This is a genomic window from Desulfoplanes sp. (assembly GCF_054921335.1).
This window is the reverse complement of the sequence record NZ_JBUDSQ010000014.1, coordinates 1-25,587: the sequence shown is the minus strand read 5'-3', so window position 1 is coordinate 25,587 and position 25,587 is coordinate 1. Positions and strand designations below refer to the sequence as shown.

Below are 25,587 nucleotides of genomic sequence, written 5' to 3'. Positions count from 1 at the left end.
TTCTTCAGAATTTCGATTCGTGGTTAGCCTTCTTGGTAAAGCGGGGACATCCCATCCGGAAATCCCGGCTCGACACAGCCGATACAGATGGCATTTTCGACACACCAGTTCACACCGCCGTTCCAACGCCTCTTAAAACAATCCGCATAGGCGTAAGGTCCCTTACAGCCGAGCATATACCGGCACTTGTCCTTTTCCATAAAATTTTCGGCCAATTCGTCGTTATCGAACTTGTCCAAATAGGGGCAGTTTTCATGGATATTCTCGCCAAAAAACAGGGTCGGGCGGCCGTCACCGTCGAGATCCGGCAGGGGGCCCTTGCCCAAGGCATACTGCCAGGCGGCGAGCAGTGTGCCGATCATCCAATCTGGATGCGGGGGACAGCCTGGGACGTTGACAACCAGCTTGTCACCGAGTCCGTTGGCAGAGAAAACGTCCTTGACGCCCGTGGCACCGGTGAGATTGCCCTGGGCGGCAGGAATACCACCATAGGCGGCACAGGTACCGACAGCAACCGTTGCCAGAGATTTCTTGCCCAAATCCAAAGCGAGATCCTTCATGGTGATCTCGTGACCATCCTTTTCCCCGACGATACAAAACCGACCATCGGCCTTGGTCGGGATGGCACCTTCGACAATGAGAAAAAACTTGCCCTGGAATTTTTCGGCCACTTCGTACATGTGCTCGATGGCCAGATCGCCTTCAGCAGCCATTAAAGTTGGGTGGTACTCGAGACTGATGACCTTGAGAAGAACATCCTTGATCTTGGGATGAACCGAATTGAGCAAAGAAACAGAACAGCCCGTACACCCCTGCCCCTGGATCCAGATCACCGGCGCCTTTTTGGCACCTTCTTCCATGGCCTGGATAACCTTGGGATTGAAAACCTGCGAAATCCCTAGGCCGGCCACGGTTCCGGAACACAGCTTGACAAATTCACGTCTGTTTAAACCCATACCCTCCTCCTTATAGTGATGATTTATACGACACGCATAACTTGGCAAATTGATATAGACTTTCGTTCCTAATCGGCTGGATTATATATGTCAATATCACAATGTGATTTTTGTAACATCCACTGACAACACCGAAGATTCAAAAAAAGAATATTTTTATTCAAAAACGCATATTTTTATTTTTTTTGTTACACAACATCGGTTCTGCGGCAATTATCTCCGTCAAAGCCCCTATAAAAACGGAGTGATCATACAATCGTAACACGAACGATATTCAGGTGTGAATCCGCGTGGTTTTTTTTCAGACATATTTTCCCCCATGCTCTCCTTGCCATTTTGGATGGTTGGTTTTAGGGAATTGCCCATATTTGACAACACATCCCGACGTTCCGATCTTTGGACGGTGTACTCCGGACAATCAGGTTTTTTTATATAACATTCTGTTATTGATCATTTTATTAAAAAAAATCCGATATGTTTTATCGGATTTCCAGGGGTTTCAGCATGAAAATCACATTCAAACCACTTTTCTGGATACTGGTCCTTATCCTTGTCGTTACGGGTATGGTCCTTGGCTACCTCAGATTTTTCGAACCGGGCTTGCCCCAGGTGGGACTGGCCCCGCAAGTCCGCTTTGTCACGAACAAGACCCCGTTCAATCTCAAGGTCCAGGATGTCGGATCCGGACTCGAGATCGTCCAGGTTTCCGTTCAACAAAAAGGAAAAAATGCCATAGTCCTCTCCCAAACATTCGCCCCGGGAACGTCCTCGTGGACCGCGAATTTCAACCTCCAAAACACCAAGCTTGATGAAGGCCCCTTTGAACTGACCGTCTCCTGTACGGACAGATCCTGGAAGCACTTGGGCAAGGGAAACACCAAACGCCTTGAATACGAAGGCGTACTGGACAACATCGCCCCTCGGGTGAACGTCACATCCCGCCAGCACAACATTGCCATCGGGGGGTGCGGCATGGTCGTTTACTCGCTTTCCGAACCGGCGGAACAGACGGGTGTCACCGTCGGAGAGCGGTTCTTTCCCGGCTTCAGACAAGAAGGATCCGACTATTACCTCGCCCTCTTCTCCTTCCCGTACGATGCCGACCAAAAAAAAGACGTTCCCCGGGTCATAGCTAGGGACAAGGCGGGAAACAAGGGGACAAGCGGCATCTATTACCACCTGATACCCAAACGTTTCAAGAAGGACACAATCCGCATTTCGGACCGATTCCTGGAACAAAAAATGCCCCAATTCACCGGCATGTTCCCAGGTCAATCGAGCCTTCTCGAACTATTTCTCAAGGTAAACAATGAGGGCAGGACTAAAAATAGGGCAAAACTCTCCGATTTCGCCAAACAAACCGCTCCAGACATACTTTGGGAAAAAAACTTTATCAGACAACCCGGGGCCAACAGGGCGACCTTTGGGGACAAGCGGACCTATACCTATAATGGAAAAACAATCGACCATCAACGGCATCTCGGCGTTGATCTGGCTTCCATCGCCAGGGACCGGATCAAGGCATGTAACAATGGCAAAGTCGTTTTTGCCGGATTCATGGGGATCTATGGCAATGTCATCATCATCGACCATGGAATGGGCCTACAGAGCCTGTATGCCCATCTCAGTCAATTCCTTGTAGAGGAGGGAGACCAGATCCGGCGCGGGCAGATCATCGGGCGCACCGGAGCGACCGGCCTGGCCGGAGGAGACCATCTCCACCTGGGGATCATCCTGTCAGGACTCCCGGTCAATCCGGTAGAATGGTGGGACAGCCACTGGATCAAGGACAACATATCCTCCAAACGGGAAATTCTCCGCAACGTATCAGCCCCTACGCACGGTTCCGGGGGAGCCCAATGAAACACCCGCAGAACACCCACATCCTTTTTTTGCACGGCTTCACATCCTCGGCCAAATCGGGCAAGGCGATTTTTTTAAAGGAACAATGTGAAAACCTGCAGGATGTGAGGTTCACGATTTTCGATTTCAATCCGACCCCAAGGGATTTCGAATACCTGACCATCACCGGAATGATCAACCGGCTCAGACAATTCCTCATTGGAACCGGATCCGAAAGGATCGTTGTGATCGCCAGCTCCCTGGGTGGTCTCGTAGCCACAATGTATGCGGAAAGATTCGGTGGAGTCGATCGGATGCTGCTCCTTGCCCCGGCACTTTTCTACCATCCATGGGGGACAACGGAAGAAGAGATCACGCTCTGGAAAAAGATGCAGACGGCACCCGTACCACACCACGGTTTCCAGCAGGAGATCCCTCTGAGATACACCTTCCATGAAGACGGTCTCGGGTATACCACCCCTGCCCCCCCCACAGCCGCAACGACCATCATCCATGGCCGTCAGGACCAAACCGTCCCCATCGAGCACAGCCGTGCGTATGCGGCGGCCTATCCCGAAAAGGTCAACCTCCTCGAGATCGATGCGGACCATCGTTTGACGGACAAGAACGGGCTCCTCAGGGAGCAGACATATGCCATGTTAACTGACTGATCCGGCCGTACTAGATATCTGCAAACAATAGAAGGCCCCCGCTAAAAGCGGGGGCCTTCTATTGTTTGCAGAGCCGGCAAGAAACCGGATCACGTATGGGAATACCCGCCGGCCTCTTCCTGGCCGAGGGGAGTACGGACCGGATTGCGGGAAAAATAGTCGATACACCGCTTCAAGTCTTCCACGAGCAACATCCCGAGGTCTCTGCTCACCCCATGCCGGACCAAGGCCCGCATGACCACGAGATCCTCCCTATGTGGGGGCATGGAATAGGCCGGCACCTGCCACCCGCGGGTACGTAACCTGTCGGAAAGATCGTACAGGGTGAAACCGGGATCGACGCCCTCCTTAAGGGACCATGAAAGGGCCGGGATCCCTCCCTGGCCATCATAAATGATCTCGAAGATATCCATCTTGCGCAGTTCATCGGCAATGAATTTAGCCGTATCGTAGCAGGCCTGATGGATTTTTTCGTATCCCTCTCTACCCAGACGGAGAAAGTTGTAATACTGGGAGACGACCTGCCCGCCGGGACGAGAAAAATTCAGGGCAAAAGTGGGGATGTTGCCACCCAGATAATTGACGTCAAATATCAGGTCCTCGGGCAGATCTTCCCTGTCCCGCCAGACAACCCAGCCGGAACCAAGGGGAGCCAGGCCGAACTTATGCCCCGAAGCATTGATGGATTTGACCCGCGGCAAACGAAAATCCCAAACCAGATCAGGATCGACAAATGGGGCCAGGAAACCGCCGCTCGCCCCGTCCACATGGATGGGGATATCCAATCCGGTCTCTTCCTGGAGTTGGTCCAAGGCCTTGCTGACCGCTCCAACGGGTTCGTACTGACATGTAAAGGTCACCCCAAGGGTCGGAACAACACCGATGGTATTCTCATCACACCGAGCAATCACCTCTTCAGGGGTCATGATGAGCCGCCCCCGTTCCATGGGGATTTCCCGGATTTCTATATCCCAGTACCGGGCGAATTTGTGCCAGCAGATCTGGACCGGCCCGGTGATCAGATTCGGTTTATCCGTCGGCTTCCCAAGCTTTTCCATCTTCTCCCGCCACTTCCACTTGAGAGCCATCCCCCCGAGCATGGCCGCCTCGCTCGATCCGGTTGTCGAACATCCGATTGTGTTCACGGCATCCGGGGAATTCCACAGATCGGCCAGCATGTGCACGCACCGGGCCTCGAGTTCTGCGGTCTGGGGATACTCGTCCTTGTCGATCATGTTCTTGTCCACACATTCGTCCATGAGTCGATGCACCTCGGGTTCGACCCAGGTCTGACAAAATGTAGCCAGATTCTGCCGAGAATTTCCATCGAGCATGAGTTCATCGTGTACCACCTGATAGACATGTCTGGCCGCATGTTCCGACTTGGGAAACGTATATTTGGGCATACTCACAGACAGATCCGAGGACGCATAGACATCGTCAGACATTTTTTCCCTGACCGTATTTTTTTCATGAAGCGCCATTTTCCTCTCCTTATTATGTGTGCATACAAAACATCGCTATCCAGAATAATACCGTCGTCATCGCCACCCGATCAGCTGTCGATATCCTGACGCCAGGAGGGCTTTTTCAAAAAACTCATAATCATGGGGATCCCGATAAATACGACCATTCCGGCCATGACCAAGCCGACATAAAGAGCAGGATTGCCCACGGGAAGATTGGACGGCGGGAAAAAACCAACCAGCAGGGCGAAGCTTACACCGAGAAGCCCTGTACCCGCGACCAGAAACATTCCCACCGTTCCCCCGGGCACCTTATAGGGTCTGGGGAGATCGGGCTGGGAGATCCGCAGCTTGATCGCACTCAAATACATAAGGATATAGACAACCAGATACAGGGTTACGGTCATGGCTGAAAGCACGAAAAAGGCCACGCTCACGTTATCCATGACAAAGTACAGGGACGCAAGCAGTGATACGATGGCCCCCTGGATAAAGAGGATATGCGACTGGACCCCCTTTTTGTTGACCCGGGCCATGACCGGTGGGATTTCACCATATTTGGCCGTCTGGAGTAATCCGCGGCTCGGTCCACCCACCCAGGAGAGGACACCGCCAATGGCACCGAAGGCGACGAGGAATCCGATGACCGGTGTCAGAAAGCCGATATGGAATTTATCGAGGAGTTGGCTGAACGCCTGCATCAAACCAGCCGTCAGGCTGATTTTGGAGGCCGGAATAACGGTAGCCACGGCCAGAGAACCCAACAGGAAGAGTACAAAGATGATCCCGGCGGACAGGAACATGCTTGCGGGAAACTGTCTGGCCGGATCATCCATTTCGTTCGCGTGCACGGCATGTATCTCCACCCCGGCGAACAACAGGATAATACCCGCCAGAAAAGCCACGCTCCCGAAACCGTTCAGATATGGGAACAGTCGGGCATGGGGACTCTCTCCGGCCAACTTTTCCGCGGCAATGGTCGCAGCATCGGGGATCAGGAACTGGATGGTGTTCCCCTGGTCGATCCACAAGAGGCCCAGGACGATGATGAAGATACCCGGCAAAAGGGTCCCGAAGATGACACCATACTTGGTCACGGAGCTGGCCACGTTGGACCCGGCCAGAGTGAGGAATGTGGCTGTCCAATAACAAATAAGGATGACCATACCGGTATAGACACCGTTTTGAGCCAATCCCGGATCAAGGAAACAATAGGCCAGGGCACCCGCAGCAAAGCCGAGGACCGTCGGATACCAGACTACGTTCTGGATCCATTGGAGCCAAATGGCTGTAAATCCCCACCGTGACCCAAAGGCCTCCTTGATCCAAGTATAGACACCCCCACCGCGTTGGGCAAAGGCCCCACCGAGTTCTGCAGCCACCAGAGATGCCGGAATGAGAAACATCAATGCCGCGAACAGCACATAAAAAATCATTGACAGGCCTTCCTTGGCCATCATGGGCAATCCCCGTAGACTGACTACCGCTGCAACGGTCATCATGGTCAAAGTAAAAACGGACATCTTTTTGTTCCCTTTTTTTTGGCTCATTCCCCCTCCTGCTGATACATGTTGAAGTTGGTCGGTATATGTCTACTGCGATCCGTCTGCCCTGGGGGTCATTCTTCCGATTCCAAAATTCCGGAGCCAGCGGGTACGCTTACGGTCTGCAAAACATGTAAAAAAAGTGTCCGTCCCCATATCGGGAAGGACACTTTTGTTCTTACGGATCCATGTGAACGGTATTCCAAATAGGCATAATAAATCCAAAGGCTTGCTCCTCTCACGCACGGACATCCGTACAAACATGGCCTATGGGCTCGAAAACTATCGACATAGATGTTTACCGTGTTGGTATGACCACATAGCAGAACCTTTTTTCAGGTCCGTGCTTTGAGTTTCTTACGGGCCCGTTTGAGTTTTTCCATTTTGGTTGTCCCCCTGGGTCCGCTCCGGGAGACAGGTGCGAGGACCAACCCTTCAAGAACCCCCTTCTGCTCCCGGCTTTTCCTCTCCCAGGTAAGGATCACATGCTCATTGACTGCGTGTTCAAAGGTGCCAAAATCGGCATCTCTACCGGGAAAATATGCCAATAACGCTGCGATGATGTCACGGAACAGTCCGGCCAGGGCGACCAGACTCTCCTGAGGGCTCTTTCCATACCATGCCAGCAGGGACTCCATGAAAAGAGATCCGCCCAGGTCCTTTGCGATCCGCTCCTCGGCACCGGCAAGAGAGATCTTTCCATCCTCCAGATCCCGCATCAGGCCATCGATTTTTTTGAGATCGGCCTCCTGGACCGCCGGTCGGGACAAAAGCCGGATCACATGGCCCACGAACCCGTAACGACCATTGGGAAGGGATATGTTTCCCCCACAGACCGGGCATCCGGGGCGGGACTGTCCTTCAAGACGGATGCGTCCATCCAGGGTTCCCCCGAACGCATCGACAAAAGAGGCTCCACAATGGTCACAGACGGATGGGAATGGTATCATTTATGTAATGCCTCCACGAAGACCTTGGACACACCATGCTCGACCAGCCCCAGTTTATTGGCCGCACTCCAGGACAGATCGACGATCCGTCCATCACCATGCTTGAAGGGGCCGCGGTCGTTCACCCGGACGAGTACGGTCTTATTGTTCCCCAGGTTGGTGACCCGCAGGATCGTACCAAAGGGGAGGGTCTTGTGGGCACAGGTCAAGGCCCTGAAATCGTACCGCTCTCCAGAGGCGGTCATCCTCCCTTGGGCCTCTTTCCCGGTCCATGAGGCCAATCCACGTTCCCGGTACCCACGGGCGTGGTCTACGGGGTGGTATTTTTTTCCATACACCGAATACGAACGCTTGTAAGGTGGAACAGGATCGGGCTGGATATTCTTCTTGGCACATCCCGTGACGACCAGGCCCCCAAGAGCCAGGGCCACCACTACCGAACAAATGGATCTACCCGTTATTCTTCTTTCACGCATCGTAATGCAATCCTCTTTCTTGGTGGTATCTCCTCCGATATGTTCCTTCCCGGACAGGAAATCCGAACCCGGACAAATGGAGGGGCGGACAAAATCTGTGCTGGTATACAATATTTCCAGGTTTGTCATCCATCCACGACCAACAACGAATCCCGAACGTTCGATTCTACGTGTTGGATTGCCGGAACACGAATGGACCGATGGTTCCGCCACCGCGAAAATAAAACATCTTGATCCGCACTTGCCTTTTGGACCATTTTCCCGGATGTCTGCGCAGATGGATTCCACACGAACGATCCAAAAAAACATATTGGCCTGGTTTGCCCAAAACCGGCGGGATCTCCCATGGCGACGGGATTACGGACCGTACAAGGTCTGGATTTCAGAGATCATGCTCCAGCAAACCCAAATGGAACGCGGGGTCGATTATTTCAAACGCTGGATAACCCGGTTTCCCACGGTGGAAAGCGTGGCCGACGCGCATGAAGATGACGTCCTCAAGCTATGGGAGGGACTCGGCTATTATCAACGGGCCAGGAACCTGCACAAAACAGCCAAGATCATCACCGACAGATACGGGGGAAGGTTTCCGGACGGGGAAAAAGAACTCGAATCTCTTCCAGGTATTGGGCCTTATACGGCCGCAGCCATTGCCAGCATTGCCTTCAATCGCCCCGTTGCGGTCCTTGATGCCAATGTGACCAGGGTTCTGGCGAGGATTTTCGACATCGACACCCCTGTTTCAAAATCTTCCACACGCGCGGTGCTCGCTTCCAGGGCAACCGCCCTGCTCCCCACGGATCAAGCCAGAAATTTCAATCAGGCCATGATGGAGCTCGGGGCATTGGTATGCACAAAAACCCCCAAGTGCTTGTCCTGTCCCATCATGTCCCAATGTGCGTCCCTTGAAAAGGGTAACATCCTCGAAAGGCCCGTACTGAAAAAACGTCCGGAAACAATCCCCATAACCATGGTTTCCGGGGTGCTCATCCATCGGGAACGGGTGTTCATCCAAAAACGGTGTGACAACGACCTGTGGGCCAACCTTTGGGAATTCCCCGGAGGAAGCGTCATCCCGGGCGAACCCCCCGAGGACGCGGTCGTCCGAGAATTCCTGGAGGAAACCGAAATCCCGGTGGTTCCTTTCGAGAAAGTGGCCGTGATCAACCACAGCTACACCCGCTACAGGGTCTCTCTGCACGCGTTCCTCTGCTCCGCCAAAACGCTCAAAACCCCGGTCCTCCACGCGGCACAGCAATGGACCTGGGCACGGTTCCATGAATTGGACAGCTACGCATTTCCAGCCGGACATAGAAAATTGATCAACATTCTCATGGAAAAAAATCTACTCCAGACACACAAAAATTGAACGGCTCTCCCGTGTTATTGCGAAAAGTGGATATGGACCGCCGTGTTCGGAAAGACCATGGACCTTTGTAAGGTTTCCAGATACGGAATCCTTGATCCGTAACATACCGGGCAGGATATTTTTATTGTCGACATGGTCACTTGTGCACCAATCATGACACCGGCCCGCGTACGAACACGGTTTCGCCGAAACGCTCCCGTTCCTCCAGGGGGCTGCCGAACCACCACCATCTGCCGATAGGAGGTCAGACACATGCCTACACAAATCGACACGGCCATAGAAACCTTGGGAACGCCAAAAATTTCCACCTCCCTTCCTTTCGGGCCATTTTTCGATTCCGAGGAAAAAATCGTCATCCATGTCGGACCGGACGTAATCGAAGAAGCGGGAACCGAACAATTACTCATCCCCTTCGAAGAGGCCGGGCCACGTGAAAAGGTCTATTTCGATCCACCAAAGACCAAATGCGGGCTGGTCACCTGTGGGGGGCTCTGCCCCGGCCTCAACGATGTTATCCGATCCATTGTCATGGAGGCCCACCATCACTACAACGTGGCCGCAACCATAGGCATCAGGTACGGATTGCAGGGGTTCATTCCCGAATATGGACACGACATCATGGAATTGACCCCGGAAAACGTGACAGCGGTCCACGAATTCGGAGGGACCATGCTCGCCTCTTCGCGCGGCCCCCAGTCTCCTGAAGAGATTGTCGACGCATTGGAGAGAATGAACATCAACATCCTGTTCATGATCGGGGGCGACGGGACCATGCAGGCGGCCAAGCTGATCAACCAGACCATCGGCAAAAGACAGTTGAAGATCTCGATTGTCGGCATCCCCAAAACCATCGACAATGACATCCATTTCGTATCCAAATCATTTGGCTTCGATTCGGCCGTGGCCAAAGCGACGGAGGCCATCCGCTGTGCCCATGTAGAGGCCCAGGGAGCCCCTTACGGCATAGGCCTGGTCAAGCTCATGGGCCGGGAGTCGGGATTCATTGCCGCGGAGGCGGCACTGGCCCTCAAGGACGTCAATTTCGTGCTCATCCCGGAAGAGACATTTGGACTCAAGGGGGAAAACGGTTTTCTCCGGGCCCTGGAGAGACGGCTGGTGAAACGCAAACATGCCGTTGTCGTTGTCGCCGAAGGGGCCGGACAGGACCTGTGCAATGTGTCCCAAAAAAAGGACGCCTCAGGCAATCCGGTTCTCGGAGACATATGCGACGTCCTGCGGACCGAGATAAAAAAATATTTCAAAAGAAAACAGATACCGGTCACCATCAAATACATCGACCCGAGCTATATCATCAGGTCCATTCCGGCCAACGCCCACGATCGCGTGTACTGCGGCTTTCTCGGCCAACACGCCGTTCATGCGGGCATGGCCGGTAAAACGAACATGGTCGTCACCAGATTGCAGGATCGGTATGTCTATCTACCGCTGAATCTGGTCACCCAAAAACGTCGTACATTGAACACCCAATCCATGTATTGGCGTTCGGTGCTGGAATCCACGGGACAGCCCCAATCTCTCAAAAACATTGAATAGCTGAAAAAATTTCGTGCAATCCCACTACCAATTTTTGCCCACAAACATCCAATGGGGTGGACATGAACAAAAAAATCCTGATTATTGTCATCTCTCTGTTCCTGGTCGCGGTTGCCACGGCCGTCGTTGTTTTCCTCCAAAAACCCGACCAAAAGGTTTCTTCACCATCCCAGCCCACGGGACAGCAAACGACGCCGGTTGAACAGGAGGAAGAGGAACATTGGCAGATCACGCTCCAGCCGTCCGCGCAAAACGCGACGAAGACTCCCGCCCCCAAGGACAATGGAACGGCACGTTCCTCCGTACAACCACCCGCCCCTGAAGATACCCGCATCACCCCGGGGTTTTTGGATGACCTCGTCGGAATGACCCTGACCCACTACCATCCGGCCAATAGCCTCTCCAATCCCGGTCCACATGGAACGTTCACGTTGAACGTCAAGACGGTGAACACCCGCTATGGTCTTTCCCTGGAGGGATTGACCCACACGGAAAGCAATCTGGATGCGGCCCGTCAAGCCATTCTATCCTACGCGCTTTCTCCGGGAACCATGGGCATACTCTTCGACCTCTATGGGGAAGCGTGTCTGGAACACGCCGAAGACCAGGCTGGAACGGTCCGCAAAAAATTTCCCGGTGCGTCCGGGCAAGACCCGGTTGAAAAGCCCCTTTCTGTGGCCCAAAAAGATGAATATTTCCGTCTCTGTGGTCAGAAGATCAACGACTTGGGAAAAATTGTGGAACGGATCGGTCGCATCAAGGGATTCGCTTCCAAGATGCGTACTTTTCTGGACCTGCGAACAAAATTGAACAATGCGTATTATACTTTTTGGGGACTCAACGATAGCGGTGCCGACCAAGAAAATATCGACGCAGCGGCCAACGCGATCAAACAAGCCATCCTCCAGTTCGACCGGAGCAAAAAATCCTTGGTGGCAAGCATTGTCACCACTGCGCACCCCAAGATGACCGCGGAAGGCGAGATTATCTACATGGCAAAATGGATCTATCGACGGATAACCAAGCAATCCATGACCATGCAGAACATAGAGACCCTGGGGACGGAATTGAGCGCTCTGGGGGATGCATTTGTGACCCGTGGGGAAGCGGCGGGCTAGGCAATGGTCCATGCTCCCCGGCCCCCCACAATCATTCGTCGTCATACAGACACACGCCGGTACGGTCGACAACAATGCCGAGCAGACGACCGGTGTGTCCGGAAAAAAATTCCCCCAACCACGGTGCCGGCGTCGGCGGTGTCATGACACGACATAATGACAAACGTTCGCTCATCCCCCTTTCCCCACCGCATCCACCAATTCCGCGACCGCCTCGGTTGCCTTTCCCTGCAAAAAGACATCCGTGATCACCCCGGTATAGGCGGACGGCTCGGTATTGATCTCCACGATGAAACATCCGTTCTCCTTGGCCATCCGTGGAAGCAGCGACGCGGGCATGACCTCGCCGGTGGTTCCGATGACGAGCATGCAATCCGCCCTTGTCGCCTGATCCATGGAAAACCGGGCCGCTTCTTCGGGGATGGTTTCGCCAAAAAACACGAAGTCCGGTTTCATGATCCGGCCGCAAACCGCACAACACGGGGGCAGGGTTTCCAGATCGGCCAGGTCTGCCTTGATGGTTGTACCGCATCCGGTACAGCTGAGTGTCCTAGTTGTTCCATGATACTCGCAGACCGTTCCACTCCCGGCCTGCTGGTGGAGATTGTCGATGTTCTGAGTGATCACCGATTTAACCATACCCATCTCCTCTAAGCGGGCAATGCCTCTGTGCGCCCTGTTGGGTTCGGCCCGGCCCATGAAATCGTAGAAGATCTCCCGGATGGCCCTCCATGCCTCCAGTGGGTGCGCGTGAAAAAACGAGATGTCCAGACAGGTGGGATCGTACCGGGCCCAAAGCCCCTGATCGCCCCGAAAGGGCGGGATACCGCTTTCAACGGAAACGCCTGCTCCGGTGAACACCACGCAATGATTCGCCTCTCTGATCCGCAAGGCGACATGTTCTATCTGTTTCTTGTCCATCTTCCTCCTCCGGTTGCAGCAAAACCCGTTGGACCGCTCATTCTCCCCTTCTGATCGAACCCTTCCCGGACGGTTTCGGAGGACAAGCCGTTTCACCTGACAGGGCCAACCGTCCGACTCACCTCGCCTCGCGTTGCCGGAGAGAGGCATGTATCCGTTTGCCGGCATACCGCCAGAAGATCCACAGAAAAAGACCCAGAAAAAGGCCTCCCAGGACAACCAACCGATACCGATCGAGCAGATAGGACAGGCCCACGCTCGTAACAAAGATCCTTCCCAAAAACAGGATCCCGAGGGTCCAGACAGACGCAGCGCAGAGATCGAGAAGGACAAACAACGTCGTGTCGATTCGGCTCATCCCCAATGCAACGGGCACCACGCTCCGCATCCCATAGATGAACCTGAACCCCAGAATCACGAAGACACGGTGTTTTTGGAGCAATGTAGCGACGTACAGAACCCTGCTCTCCAGCCGGGGCCACCGTTTCAGCAGAAACCGGCCATGTCTGCGTCCCATCCAGAAACAGAAGAGATCCCCGGTGACGGCCCCAGGATAGGCCGCAATCATCACCTGTGAGGCAGTAAACGTTCCCTTTTCTATGAGGAGTGCGCCAACAAGAAGAACCGCCTCCCCCTCCAGAATCGTGCCCAGATAAACGGCGATCAGTCCCAGAACTCCCAGCGATTGTATTTCGAACATGCATAGCATCCTGTTGTCGTGTCGGCAGGGTGCTATCCGTATCAAGACGATAACGACAATCCGATGACATGTCGCCTACATTTCGCGCACACCACTCGTGGCGGGATACCGCAAATATTCGCGTGTCACGCAAACGTCACCCTGTCATCACGACACGTACATCAAAGCCGCATACATGATTCGCAGGCCGTCGAACATTTGGCCCTCCTTTTTTTGCACCGGTTCTCCCTTTCATGGCGATCCCCGGAGAAATCATGTCCCATCACGATCAAAAAATCGATACCCCGTCGCTGACCAGGATATGCTCCCTTCTGGGCATCGATCCCGCCAATGTGGATGCCCACACCGAACGGCTTCCCTTTGTGTTTGAAGATGTCACTGCAGGATCTGAAAATGAACTCCAGGTAGCTGTCATCGGCACCCGGGATGACGTCGATCTCCCTCTGAGCATCAAGCAATCGAGCTACTACCGCAATATCCGTCGCAGAACGGCCAGAGGGGATACCTCCAGAAAAATCATCACCGATCTGGAGGAATACCTGCGGGACAATCCCGGCAATGTCTGGGAAAACAGCTGGGTTCGATTCCCGCGTCGCCATCTCTCCCGGGAGGCGGACACTATTTTGGAAAACGACCTGGTCAGGGACAAATCCGATCCCGAAAGTCCCCGGCGTCTGGATTACGCCCGATTCGTCTTTGAGCAGGGTGGTGAACCCTGGATTCGAATACCGGTGAGCTATCTGCTCAAACTCGCCCTGGCCGACCTGATCACATTCCGAACGCTCCCTGCCGGGCTGCATGAAGCCGCAACACGATTTCTCAACCATTTCCTGAGTGACAACACCTCGCCCGAAACCTTTTCCCTGTATGTCACGCCCTTGTCAAAACCCTTTGGCAATGCCCGGGCCATTTCCCGTGAAACCGGGCAGCGGTTTCTTTTATGTCAGTGTCTGGTGGCCTATGCCAACAAAAAATTTCATCTCGAGGCCCTGGGACAGCGAGTCGTCGTGTACGCGGCCCCGCACCCGCCCATCCGTCAAAAACGACTGAATACCTGCATTTCCGATTCCTTCTACCGTCAGATTTTCATGAGCCCGTGCCTCTCGGGATGGAACAAGGGCGAAGACAAGCATGCCTACATGGGACTCTGCCACAGGGTTCTCTCCCGCAGCCAGATGAATACCCTGCCCAAGCTCAGGGAGGCGGGAATCATCACCCGGAATCTTGTTGTCCTGCCGAACGCCTCCAATATCAGCCTGGCCAACAACGGCACCCATATCAGCCTGGGAAGCAGCCGCCTGACATCGCTCATGAAAGAGGGCTCCCGGGGACTCACTTTTGCGGACGAAAAATACGTGGGTGATCTGGTCATCAAGATCGTCGAGCACATGCTCCCGCTCTTTGTCGGGACCTACAGCGCGGCCCCATACAGAATGGATTTCAAGGATTTTCATCCGGAAACGGTTCTTGGCTTTCTCCCCCATGAACTCGATTTCACCCATCTGCGCATGATCTGGAGACGATGGAAAAAAAAGGCGAGTCTGCGCTTTTTCGGTCAGCGGATCACCCCTTTTGGCCCTGAACTTCTGGACAATGTCATCAGCATAATCTTTCGCCTTCAGGGAGACCACGTACCGGATTTCAGGCTCATCGACTACCTGGCCTGTCTCATGAGCACCCATACCTGCCCGGGGCTTGACGGAAACTTTGACAACGATATCCGGCTCAAAAAGGATCTGGCCGAACTGGGCATTTTTCACCCTGCCCTTTCGACCTATCTCCTGTACAAGATACGTCATCACAATCAGATGGGTTTTTCAGGGTTCGAGGGACGATACTACAGTCTTTTCCCCTCCCTGAACAAGGACATGACCGAGGCCACAGCCCTCCAGACACTGATCACCGCCCTGGCCTACAAGCTCGTTGTGTCCGGAAAGATCACCCATGCCCATATCCCGGATACCCCGTCAACGGAAAGCGAACGGAGGCAGATCTTCTTTGGTTCGGCCATCGGCATCCCTACTTTCTACGTGCGCAAAAAAACCAAAAACCGCTTTCTTCTGGATCTGATCCGAACGACAAAGGGGCTCAGAACAAGCCGAAGATACAAGGGATATTTCAGGGTGTACAACGCGGCCTATCGTCGCAGCGTCCTGGAAATGATCTCAACCCAGGGACAGGATTTGGTGGAATTGATGGGCCTTGAGCACAGCCTGAAGGATCTGCAAACGCGGATCGACCCACGCACCACCACCTCGGCTGCAGCCAGACTGACAGACGCCGTTCTCGATCGGGCCGGTGCCAAAACCCCTTTGAGAGTCAAGGCCGAGACCTTCAACGCCGCCGCCGAGGCCTATTATCGGGAAGACCTGCGCATCACCTATGTCAGAGAAGGTTTTCACGACCTCCATGACGACCTGAAAAAAGCTCCCCTTCCCCCTTCACTGATTCAAGCGACACAAAACAACCATTTGCACAATGCAAGCGCCTTCATGCTCGATATGGAGTCCAAACTGTGCATGGACAGCATCACCCTCGACGAATTGATCAGTACGACCATGGTACTCGTTCATGTCATTGCCGACCATGCAAAACGGACAAACCGATACAGGAAAGGATATGATGCCGGGATCAACCCACCAATATATCTGCCGACATACCGGGCAGGTAAAGACAGAAAAGCTCTTTAACGACACTTTGATACGAATCATCTATTCGGACATCAGGGAACAGGCCCCCCTGGCTTTCAATCTGCTCACCTCTTCCCGCAGTTCCGCCCTTCTGGGATTTTTGAACTACGACATCCCCTTTGCAAACACCCTGACCGGAGCCCGGAACTTTTTGAAACGCATGGGCATCGACCTGTCCGAATGCGTGCAGCCCGAAGCATACTACTCGACCCATCGCCGCCTCTTTGAGCGACAGATACGCTACTGGGAATGCCGAAAGATGGACGAGGCAGTCGAAGCCATTGTGGCCCCAGCGGATTCCAGAATGCTGCCGGGCTGCCTGGTTACGGGGTCCATGCTCTTTCTCAAGGGAAAATTCTTCGATTTCGAGGAACTCCTCGGTGTGGACAAGGAAGCATGGCTGTCCGCCTTTGCCAAAGGCCGGTTCGCCATCTTCAGGCTCACCCCGGACAAGTACCACTACAACCATTTTCCCGTGAGTGGAGAAGTCAGGGACATGTATGAAATCCATGGTCGATACCATTCCTGCAATCCCAAGGCAGTAGTCGAGATGGTTGCCCCGTATTCCAAGAACAAACGGGTGGTCACGATTATCGACACGGATGTGCCAGGTGGAACCGGATGTGGTCTCGTGGCCATGATCGAGGTCGTGGCCCTGATGATCGGCGGCATCGAGCAATGCTACAGCCATGAGCATTATGACACGCCCCGATCCGTCACGCCGGGGATGTTCGTTCGCAAGGGACAGCCCAAAAGCCTCTACCATCCCGGCAGTTCACTGGATATTCTCCTTTTCGAATACGGCCGGATGCATTTTTGCCAGGACATCCTTGCCAACCGGTTGCGCCCCGGGGTCAAAAGTCGCCTGAGCCACGGGTTCGGCCGTTCTCTGGCGGAAACGGACGTCCAGGTACGATCAACCATCGGGTTCGCCTTGCCTGAAAGCTGATCCACCCCGAAGCGTTCCTCTGTATTATCCAGCCAAAGATTTATCCTTTCGGGAGTCATTCATGAATCTTTTTTTTATTTTCTGCCTCACCCTTCCTCTGATCGTTCTTTTTGTCTGGGGATTCAAACATCTTCCCGAAGCCAGGTGGCAGATGCTCGGAGCCATACCGATGATCCAGAAGGATGCGTTCACATGGCAGGGAATCAATCTCACCTTTTACGGAGTATTCAACGCATTCGCCTATGTAACGGCAACCGCTCTGGCCATTGTCCTTTTCGAGTCCGTGGGTGTCCCCCCCGTTCCTCTGTTCGCCATGATCATCGGGGTCCTTGGTATCTGCATGCCGGCCTCCAAGATCATCGCCGCAGTCGTTGAAAAAAAACCGCACACCTTCAGCGTGGGCGGAGCGACGTTTGTCGGAATCATTGTCAGTCCGTGGCTCATTCAGGGTATCAACCTGTTCACGGTCAATCCCCTACCGGTCATCCCCGTTCTGAGTGTCGTGGCTCTGGTCTCTGCCATGGGAGAAGGGCTCGGCAGAATGGCCTGCATCAGTTTTGGCTGTTGCTACGGCCGCCCTGTGACAGATTTTCCAAGCAGATTCACCAAGCTGTTAACCAGGTACGCATTTGTCTTTCAGGGCAGTACAAAAAAGATTTCCTACGCCCATCACCTGGACGGCCAGCCCGTGATTCCCGTCCAGGGCATGACAGCAGTGCTCTCCTGCGGGTGTGCACTCATCGGCATCTACCTGTTTCTGGAAGGGTATTTTACCCCAGCACTGATCCTGAGCATCTTTGTTACACAAATCTGGCGCTTTCTCTCGGAATTTTTGCGCAACGATTACCGGGGAGGGGGATTTATTTCCGCCTATCAGATCATGGCTCTGGTCGGAGCAGGATATGTTCTCGCTATTACGCTGCTTTTCTCCGAGTCCGCCTTGCCGGCCCCGGACATTGTCGCGGGCCTCGCTTTCCTGTGGTCTCCGGGAATCATTTTAGGGCTGCAGGTCCTGGGGATCATCAGTTTCTTATACACCGGAAAAAGCAACGTGACTGATTCGATTATCGAATTTCGGGTCAGGAAAGAAACGATCTAATGCGGCCAAGCCGCAGTTTTAAGTTTTAGGTTTTAAGTGGTTATCAAATTTTCTTGTTTTTTATAACAGAACATCCTGAGTAAGGTACTCCCCCCCCTCCTGAAATATCACGGCCGTCCTGCCTTGTTCCGGAGGGTTTGTCTGACTCACAGGGTCAGGCATCGCCTATCATGCGATTGCCCGGCTTCTTACTGAAACGTCTTGCTTTTATTGAGCAATATTCAATGGTACAAGGTCGGCAAGAAAATTTCAGACCGACCGGATCGGGGTGAGCCGGCCATGAAAACAAATCGCTCATTCATCGCTTGACCAATGCAAACCAATCACCTATAGCTAGCCGAACATTACCGCAGCATTTTCAAGAATCTGCCGCTCCCTGGCTCTACCGGCCAAGGAGCGGCTCTCTATTTTCATAAATTCAGTAAGGTTCAGAAAACCGAGGAAAAAAACATGGAGAGCATCCCCATTTCTGTTCAAGGACTGGAAAAGGTTCACCAGGAGCTCGAAGAGCTCAAAAAGGAACGTCCCCTTGTTGTTCAGGCTATCAAGGAGGCTCGCGAAGAAGGCGACCTGCGAGAAAATGCGGGGTATGACGCAGCCAAGGAACGCCAAGGAATGCTCGAGGCCAAGATCAACTACATTGAGTCGCGCATTCCGTTTTACAATGTCATTGACATGGATAAGCTCGGCGGAGATGTGATCACCTTCGGGGCCACGGTCACCCTCAAAGACATGGATACCGACGAAGAGAAAACGTACACCCTCATGGGTCCTGACGAATCCGACGTCAACAAGGGTATCATCTCTGTACTCTCCCCTGTGGGCCAGGCCCTCCTGGGCAAGGAGGAGGACGATGAAATCCTGGTGGAGGCCCCTCGGGGCAGGATTGAATACGAAATCATCGCCGTGACCTTCACCGGATCGACCACCCAATAGACTGCAGGCACCAGCTCACAAAGGCCGGATTTCCTGCACGCAGGAAACCCGGCCTTTTTTGTGCTCGTCAACGGATCATACCTGATTCGTGTTCGCTTGACCCATCGTCACGGATAAGCCACTCATACCCTATGCGCAATATTCTTTGGACCGGACAGGATCTTTGTTACGATGCCAATGGCAATCCCCTACAGTGCCTTGGTTCGGGACAGGATGGAGAAATATGGGCCGGACACAACTTCGAAGGCCGTTTCCGTGTGGAAGAATCGGGCCTTGTGCGTGATCGGCTCACCCGTCTTGTGTGGACGAAAACAGCGAATTTCGGTGAGTTCCCCCTGACCTGGACGGGCGCACTCGCCCGTGTCGGGGAGATGAACCAAGAGGGGTACGGTGGCCACCACGACTGGCGTCTTCCCAACCGAAGAGAGCTGCGCAGCCTGATCAGCTATGGGTCCAGAAAACCCGCACTCCCCGCTTCCCACCCCTTTGAAGATGTCTTTCTGGGCTGGTACTGGACCTCGACCACCGCGGCCATATCCATGGCCCATGCCTGGTATGTACATCTCGAGGGGGGGCGCATGTTCTTCGGCAAAAAGGATCAATTCGCCCTGGTTTGGCCGGTGCGCGGAACATCCGTTCATCTCCCCAGAACAGGACAAACATCTTGCTATGACGATGCCGGCAACACGATTGAATGTATGGATTCGGGCCAGGATGGAGGATTGTCCCGGGGTGAACCGTGGCCGGTGCCGCGGTTTTCAGTCCGGCAAGCTGTCGTTCACGACGATCTGACCGGGTTGACCTGGCTGGGTGATGCCAATGTATTCGAACACGCCATGACCTGGGAAGAGGCGCTCGAAGCGGTGGCAGATCTCACCATGGCGGATCGATCCTGGCGACTGCCAACCATCAACGAACTGGAATCCCTGGTGGACGCCTCGACCTGCAGCCCGGCCTTGCCCGAGAATCATCCCTTTACCCGTCCCCGGCAGGCCTATTGGTCCTCGACTTCGAGTTTTTTCGAGCCCGACTGGGCCCATGTACTCTACCTGCACAAGGGTGCCGTGGGCGTGGGGTGGAAGCCAGGGCCTGAATTCCATGTCTGGCCTGTGAGCCGCTGAAAACGGTTGGCTGAGAAATCCTTCCATAGGCGTAACTATTCATGTCGAAAAGTAGCTAGTCGAACAGTCTGATTTTCAAGGATAAATTCATAATTCTGATTTTTTTGAATAGCTACCCGAATAGTTACCCATATGCTTGACAGGATCCACTGGATTACCTAGGGGATAGTTTCACGACATATTTATTTTTTCAGGAGTTCACCCAATGACCCCATCCATCCGCCCTCTTTCCAAGCTTACAGCTTCCAATATCTGGTGGTGGTATGGTTTATTATATGGATCTCCTGTGAGCACGACGACCTGATCGCCGTAATAGCAACCACACACCCAAAAGGGCCGCAGGAGACAATCCAGCGGCCCTTTTTTGTATCCTTCAACATCCACGAATCAACAAACAGACACCAACCATATGACCAGCATCCTCACTTTCCTGTCCCTTGCACCTGTGCATCCCCTTGCTTCCCTGGCCGCAAACCAGGTTGAAGAAATGGTTCTGTCTGTACGCACCTTTTGGATATGGTGGTGGCTTGCTCTTTGTATCAGGGGAGATCCCGCCGCATTGTGACGACTATGAGTTCACTACCATGCAAGCCGCCGGATTTTTCCTAGAAAAATCCGGCGGCTTCTTTTTTGACCCGACCCCAGCCACCCCCTCAATAAACTCTTAACTCTCTTAAATTTCTTACATTTCTCAATTTTCTTCCGGAGAACCAATGATCGATCTTATCCAACACGGCAAATGGATGCAGGCGGATACCCAGACCCCGGTATCCCTTTATGTCAGCCTGGTAGGCAATAATCCGGGCATTCTCCTGGAAAGCACCGAGGTAGACGGCAGACTCGGACGGTACAGTCTGATCGGATGGGATTTTCAACTCATCCTCACCTGCAGTGACGGCAATCTCGATGTAGCGAGTCAGGATGACCGCTTCGCCCCCTTGCAGGCGTTTCACGGCACCCCCTTTCTTGAGAACATCAAGAGGTTGACACGGGAACTGAACATCGTCCCTGCTGCGGAACTCGGAGAACTCCCCCCCATGACCCGATCGCTCTGCGGGTATTTCGGGTACACCATGGGCGGCATCCTCGAGCCCGCACTGGCCAAGGAATTGCCCCCGGCTCAAGGCGAGGTACGCTGTGCCCTGCCCGGAAAAATTCTTCTTTTTGATCATCTTCACTCCAGGTGCTGTTATCTGACCATTACCGACGACCTCGACCCGGGGCCACTTGCTGCACCTCCACAAGAGAAAGAACCCGCATGCGGCGAAATAACGGCCACTCCGGACCGGGCAACCTTCATCAATTCGGTGACTCGGGCCAAGGAGCTGATCACCGAAGGGGAGGCCATCCAGATCGTGCTCTCCTCCAAACGGCAATGTGCGTTTTCCGGATCTTCCTTCACCCTGTACCGCCGACTCAGACAGATCAATCCTTCGCCATACACCTTTTACATCCATTTTCCCGAGATCACTCTGATCGGATCATCCCCGGAGCTTCTGATCAAAAGTACGGACAATGATCTTTTGCTCCGCCCCATAGCAGGCACCCGCCACCGGGGCATGAATGAAGAAGAGGACAATCAGCTGGCCACGGAGATGCTCGAAGACCCCAAGGAACGGGCCGAACACGTCATGCTCGTGGACCTGGGTAGAAACGATCTGGGACGTATCGCCACCACCGGCAGCGTCAACGTGACCCGGTTCATGGACGTGGAACGGTTCTCCCACGTCATGCACCTCACCTCGACCATCACTGCCGAGCTCCTTCCGGAAAAAGACGGTTTCGACGTCCTGGCGGCCACCTTCCCGGCAGGCACAGTGAGCGGAGCGCCCAAGATCAGGGCCATGCAGATCATCGCGGACATGGAATCCCTGGAGCGCGGTCCCTATGCCGGATCCATCGGCTGGATCGGCGTGGGCGACGGCCCCGTCAACCTGGACATGGGTCTGACCATCAGAACCATGTGGGTCAAGGACGGGGTCCTGACCTGGCAGACCGGAGCAGGGATCGTGTTCGATTCCGACCCGGTCAAGGAGTGGGAAGAGTGTCAAAACAAGGCAGGGGCCCTTTTTGCGGCCATAGAGACAAAGGGAGGCGGTGATGATTTTACTCGTGGATAATTTTGATTCCTTTACCTTCAATCTGGTGCAGACCTTCCAGACCAAAGGGTGCAATCCCAGGGTCCTGCGGAACAACGAGCCGGAACTCCTGGATCTGGCCGCAAGCACGGACCTGCAGGGAGTCATCCTTTCTCCCGGTCCCAGCCATCCCATCAATTCCGGACTGTGCATGGAATTCCTCAAAAAACTGCCCACACATATTCCCGTACTGGGCGTATGCCTGGGCCACCAGATCCTGGGGCATGTTGCAGGTGCCCGTGTGGGCAAGGCCGGGCGCATCATGCACGGCAAGACGTCGACCATCGAACATACCAATACCGGCGTATTCAAGGGCATGCCCACGGACATGACCATCGGCCGCTACCATTCCCTGGCCGTGTTTGAAGACGGCAGGAACCTTCCGTTCACGGTCACGGCAAGGACCAAAGGCGGAACCATCCAGGGCCTCGCCTATACCGACCGCCCCTGGATGGGTGTCCAATTCCATCCCGAATCCGTGCTCACCCCGGACGGCCCGGAGCTGCTGAACAATTTCATCAAAATCTGTGAACGGCAGGCAGACGAACAAAAGCATGTGGCGTGAAAAAAAGGGAGACGGGAAAAGTGAATGCTTAGCGAACGCAGTGAGGTTAGCAGATCTTATGCAAAGCTGACGGGAGACGGGAGACCGTACAGACCGTAGACACTCTGTCCGAGGGCAATGATTCATTTTGTCTGTTTTCTGTCATCTGCCATCTGTCATCTGTCCCGTAGGGGCACGGCGCGCCGTGCCCACACATCCACCCCGGGCAACCATTCCTACCATCCACACAATGCACATACAGGAGACCACAATGACCACCATAAATACCATTCTCGACCATTTGAAAAACGGCAACGATCTCACCTCGGCCATGGGCAAACAGGTCTTTGGCTCACTGCTCACGGGTGGACTCGAACCGGCCCAGGCCGGGGCTCTGCTCCTGGGCTTGAGCATGAAGGGAGAGACCGCGGAAGAATTGGGCGAGGCCGTGAACATGGCGCTCGAGCAGGCCAGAATCATTCCGGATCTCACAGAAAAACGCATCGACACCTGCGGCACGGGCGGGGACGGCAAGAACAGCTTCAACTGTTCCACAGCAGTCTCCCTGTTTCTGGCCGACATGGGCTATAAGGTGGTCAAGCACGGGAACAAGGGAGTTTCCAGCAAATGCGGGAGCGCGGATATCGTCAAGGCACTGGGCTTTCCCTTTGTAGGATCCCCGGAAGACGCCCATGCCGAACTCGCCAAACGTAATTTTGTCTTCCTCTTCGCCCCCCAGTTCCATCCTGCCTTCAAGCACGTGGCACCTATCCGTCAGGCCCTGGGCATACGCACCCTGTTCAACCTCGTGGGCCCGCTCATCAATCCGGCTTTGCCGACCCACCAACTCATGGGTGTTCCCGCGCCCGGATTCGCCCCGCTCATGGCAACGGTCCTGGCCAAACGGGGCATCAAGGCAGCCGTTGTCCACGGTGCCGGCGGGTTTGACGAACTGACCCCGTGCGGGGTCTGCCATGTGATCATGGTTGCTGACGGCAAGACCACGACCTCGGAATTCGATCCCCAGCCCCTGGGTTTTGAACGGTGTGTTCCCGAGGCCATGCAGTGCAGGGGCCCGGAAGACGCATTGGAGAAGCAGAAGCTCATCCTGGCCGGAACCGGCCCCAAGGCCATGCAGGACATGGTCGCCCTGAACCTGGGCATGGCCATCCACATCCTGGAAGAGGGCGTGACCATGGCCGAGGCCATGCAACAGGCCCGCACCAAGGTAAAGGAGGGGGTCAGTGAGGTGCTTTCCCATGCCTCTTAGCCGATTCGTCAAGGCCAAACAGGAAGAACTGGCAATGCTTGGGGACCTGGATGGATTCCCCGCCCCCTATCCGGGCCCCAGGCCCGGATTTGCCGAGGCCATCCGGGCACAGAAACAACGAGCCATCATTGCCGAGTACAAGCGGGCCTCCCCCTCCAAAGGGGACATCAATCTCACCATGCCCACGGAGGAAGTGGGCCCCATGTACGCACAGGCAGGAGCATCGGCCATTTCCGTACTCACGGAGGAAACCTATTTCAAGGGTGATCTCTCCTACCTGCACACCATGGCAAAGACCGGCCTGCCCCTGCTGCGCAAGGATTTTATCACCAACCCCCTGCAGGTGGCCATGACCGCGTCCACCCCGGCATCGGCCATTCTGGTCATTGTTCGGCTCTTCCCAACAAACACGGAGCTGGACGCGGTGTTGCGGGCATGCGAAGCATTCAACCTGGAGCCGGTGGTGGAGGCCTTTGACGCTACGGATCTCCAAAGGGCACAAGCCCTCAGGGCCAAAATCATCCAGATCAACAACCGCGATCTGGCCACCCTGGGCATCGATCTCAACCGGTCCCACGATCTCATCGACAGGAAACAACAAGGAGAAACCTGGATCAGTGCCAGCGGCATCACCACACCGGAAACCGGGCAGAACCTGTTCAAGGCGGGGTTCGACGCATTGCTTATCGGAACGGCCCTGATGGAGTCGGACGATCCGGGGGAGATGGTCAAACGATTCACTCAAAACCCATTGTAGGGGCTCCCCTTGCGGGGCTAAAGGACAGATGCCCGAAGTCAGAATACGGACAGCAAACACGTCATCCCGGACTTGATCCGGGATCTCCATGAGTTTGACGTCGGCTTGACGCTTCAGACATAACCCAATTGTTCAAGATCCCGGCCTGCGCCGGGATGACGGGAGTCGGCGGAATATCGGGAATCGGCGAGAATTCGTCAAACATGATTAACAACCAGATAGCGACCATGCACGTATCCAATCAAACCATACCGTCCCTGTTTTCCCGCAAACCCCTCGTCAAGGTTTGCGGCATGACCCGAAACCAGGACATCGCAACCTGCATCGACCTGGGCGTGGACCTTCTGGGATTCATCTTTCATCCCAAAAGCCCGCGAAACACCAGTCCCCAGAGCGTGCCCGACCTTTCCGGATCACCGGTGCGCAAGGTCGGCGTGTTCGTGAATCAGCAACCCGATGAGATCGCCCGGATCATGGAAACGGCCGGCCTGGACCTGGCCCAGCTCCACGGGGACC

Annotated in this window: 23 protein-coding genes; 15 read left to right on the top strand and 8 right to left on the bottom strand. The window is 54.4% G+C overall.

What is annotated here, in order from left to right; genetic code table 11:
* Positions 1-23: 23 nt before the first annotated feature.
* Positions 24-956, bottom strand: coding sequence for a NiFeSe hydrogenase small subunit (gene hysB / locus ACY692_RS04855; RefSeq protein WP_462324217.1), 933 nt, complete (start codon positions 954-956; stop codon positions 24-26).
* Positions 957-1,460: 504 nt separating this feature from the next.
* On the opposite strand from hysB, the gene ACY692_RS04850 reads away from it, so the two are divergent.
* Positions 1,461-2,819, top strand: a complete 1,359-nt coding sequence (locus ACY692_RS04850; protein ID WP_462324216.1) for a M23 family metallopeptidase — start codon at positions 1,461-1,463, stop codon at positions 2,817-2,819.
* Positions 2,816-3,469, top strand: coding sequence for a YqiA/YcfP family alpha/beta fold hydrolase (locus ACY692_RS04845; protein ID WP_462324215.1), 654 nt, complete (start codon positions 2,816-2,818; stop codon positions 3,467-3,469). The genes ACY692_RS04850 and ACY692_RS04845 overlap by 4 nt, the downstream gene beginning before the upstream one ends.
* Before the next feature lie 89 nt (positions 3,470-3,558).
* Here the strand turns inward: ACY692_RS04845 and ACY692_RS04840 are convergent, their stop codons facing one another.
* The 4 genes from ACY692_RS04840 to ACY692_RS04825 form a co-directional block, all read right to left on the bottom strand.
* Complete coding sequence (locus tag ACY692_RS04840) at positions 3,559-4,953, bottom strand: glutamate decarboxylase (protein WP_462324214.1); 1,395 nt, start codon at positions 4,951-4,953, stop codon at positions 3,559-3,561.
* Positions 4,954-5,024: 71 nt separating this feature from the next.
* Positions 5,025-6,485: an amino acid permease gene (locus ACY692_RS04835; RefSeq protein ID WP_462324213.1), complete on the bottom strand. Its 1,461-nt coding sequence runs from the start codon at positions 6,483-6,485 to the stop codon at positions 5,025-5,027.
* Between the two features lie 329 nt (positions 6,486-6,814).
* On the bottom strand, positions 6,815-7,429 hold the full coding sequence (locus tag ACY692_RS04830) for a hypothetical protein (protein WP_462324212.1): 615 nt from the start codon (positions 7,427-7,429) through the stop codon (positions 6,815-6,817).
* Positions 7,426-7,905, bottom strand: a complete 480-nt coding sequence (locus tag ACY692_RS04825) for a septal ring lytic transglycosylase RlpA family protein (RefSeq protein ID WP_462324211.1) — start codon at positions 7,903-7,905, stop codon at positions 7,426-7,428. Before ACY692_RS04825 ends, ACY692_RS04830 begins: the two co-directional genes overlap by 4 nt.
* A 277-nt stretch (positions 7,906-8,182) precedes the next feature.
* Between ACY692_RS04825 and mutY the strand changes: the two genes are divergently transcribed.
* From mutY to ACY692_RS04810, 3 genes are all read left to right on the top strand, one after another.
* Positions 8,183-9,274 (top strand): A/G-specific adenine glycosylase, encoded by a 1,092-nt coding sequence (gene mutY, locus ACY692_RS04820; protein ID WP_462324210.1) that lies wholly within the window; start codon positions 8,183-8,185, stop codon positions 9,272-9,274.
* Between the two features lie 252 nt (positions 9,275-9,526).
* On the top strand, positions 9,527-10,828 hold the full coding sequence (locus ACY692_RS04815) for an ATP-dependent 6-phosphofructokinase (RefSeq protein ID WP_462324209.1): 1,302 nt from the start codon (positions 9,527-9,529) through the stop codon (positions 10,826-10,828).
* A 62-nt stretch (positions 10,829-10,890) separates the two neighbouring features.
* Positions 10,891-11,946 (top strand): hypothetical protein, encoded by a 1,056-nt coding sequence (locus ACY692_RS04810; protein ID WP_462324208.1) that lies wholly within the window; start codon positions 10,891-10,893, stop codon positions 11,944-11,946.
* A 31-nt stretch (positions 11,947-11,977) separates the two neighbouring features.
* On the opposite strand, the gene ACY692_RS04805 is transcribed toward ACY692_RS04810, so the two are convergent.
* The 3 genes from ACY692_RS04805 to ACY692_RS04795 form a co-directional block, all read right to left on the bottom strand.
* Positions 11,978-12,121 carry a hypothetical protein gene (locus tag ACY692_RS04805; RefSeq protein WP_462324207.1) on the bottom strand — a complete coding sequence of 48 codons (144 nt, stop codon included), beginning with the start codon at positions 12,119-12,121 and terminating at the stop codon, positions 11,978-11,980.
* On the bottom strand, positions 12,118-12,867 hold the full coding sequence (locus tag ACY692_RS04800; protein WP_462324206.1) for an SIR2 family NAD-dependent protein deacylase: 750 nt from the start codon (positions 12,865-12,867) through the stop codon (positions 12,118-12,120). The genes ACY692_RS04805 and ACY692_RS04800 overlap by 4 nt, the downstream gene beginning before the upstream one ends.
* 118 nt (positions 12,868-12,985) lie before the next feature.
* Positions 12,986-13,567, bottom strand: coding sequence for a DedA family protein (locus ACY692_RS04795; protein ID WP_462324205.1), 582 nt, complete (start codon positions 13,565-13,567; stop codon positions 12,986-12,988).
* Positions 13,568-13,821: 254 nt separating this feature from the next.
* On the opposite strand from ACY692_RS04795, the gene ACY692_RS04790 reads away from it, so the two are divergent.
* From ACY692_RS04790 to ACY692_RS04745, 10 genes are all read left to right on the top strand, one after another.
* Complete coding sequence (locus ACY692_RS04790; protein ID WP_462324204.1) at positions 13,822-16,257, top strand: hypothetical protein; 2,436 nt, start codon at positions 13,822-13,824, stop codon at positions 16,255-16,257.
* A gap of 7 nt (positions 16,258-16,264) precedes the next feature.
* Positions 16,265-17,206 carry a phosphatidylserine decarboxylase gene (locus tag ACY692_RS04785; protein WP_462324203.1) on the top strand — a complete coding sequence of 314 codons (942 nt, stop codon included), beginning with the start codon at positions 16,265-16,267 and terminating at the stop codon, positions 17,204-17,206.
* Between the two features lie 61 nt (positions 17,207-17,267).
* Complete coding sequence (locus tag ACY692_RS04780; RefSeq protein ID WP_462324202.1) at positions 17,268-18,305, top strand: prolipoprotein diacylglyceryl transferase family protein; 1,038 nt, start codon at positions 17,268-17,270, stop codon at positions 18,303-18,305.
* 450 nt (positions 18,306-18,755) lie between these two features.
* Complete coding sequence (greA, locus tag ACY692_RS04775; RefSeq protein ID WP_462324201.1) at positions 18,756-19,241, top strand: transcription elongation factor GreA; 486 nt, start codon at positions 18,756-18,758, stop codon at positions 19,239-19,241.
* A 131-nt stretch (positions 19,242-19,372) separates the two neighbouring features.
* Positions 19,373-20,362, top strand: a complete 990-nt coding sequence (locus ACY692_RS04770) for an Lcl C-terminal domain-containing protein (protein WP_462324200.1) — start codon at positions 19,373-19,375, stop codon at positions 20,360-20,362.
* 713 nt (positions 20,363-21,075) lie between these two features.
* Positions 21,076-22,482, top strand: a complete 1,407-nt coding sequence (locus ACY692_RS04765) for an anthranilate synthase component I family protein (RefSeq protein ID WP_462324199.1) — start codon at positions 21,076-21,078, stop codon at positions 22,480-22,482.
* A complete protein-coding gene (locus ACY692_RS04760; RefSeq protein ID WP_462324198.1) occupies positions 22,463-23,065 on the top strand; it encodes an anthranilate synthase component II in 603 nt (200 codons plus the stop codon). The genes ACY692_RS04765 and ACY692_RS04760 overlap by 20 nt, the downstream gene beginning before the upstream one ends.
* A gap of 250 nt (positions 23,066-23,315) precedes the next feature.
* A complete protein-coding gene (gene trpD / locus ACY692_RS04755) occupies positions 23,316-24,314 on the top strand; it encodes an anthranilate phosphoribosyltransferase (RefSeq protein ID WP_462324197.1) in 999 nt (332 codons plus the stop codon).
* Entirely contained in the window at positions 24,304-25,071 is a 768-nt protein-coding gene (locus tag ACY692_RS04750) for an indole-3-glycerol-phosphate synthase (protein ID WP_462324196.1), read from the top strand. Before trpD ends, ACY692_RS04750 begins: the two co-directional genes overlap by 11 nt.
* Positions 25,072-25,274: 203 nt before the next feature.
* Positions 25,275-25,587: phosphoribosylanthranilate isomerase (locus tag ACY692_RS04745; protein WP_462324195.1), on the top strand; the 313-nt coding region annotated here is incomplete at its 3' end.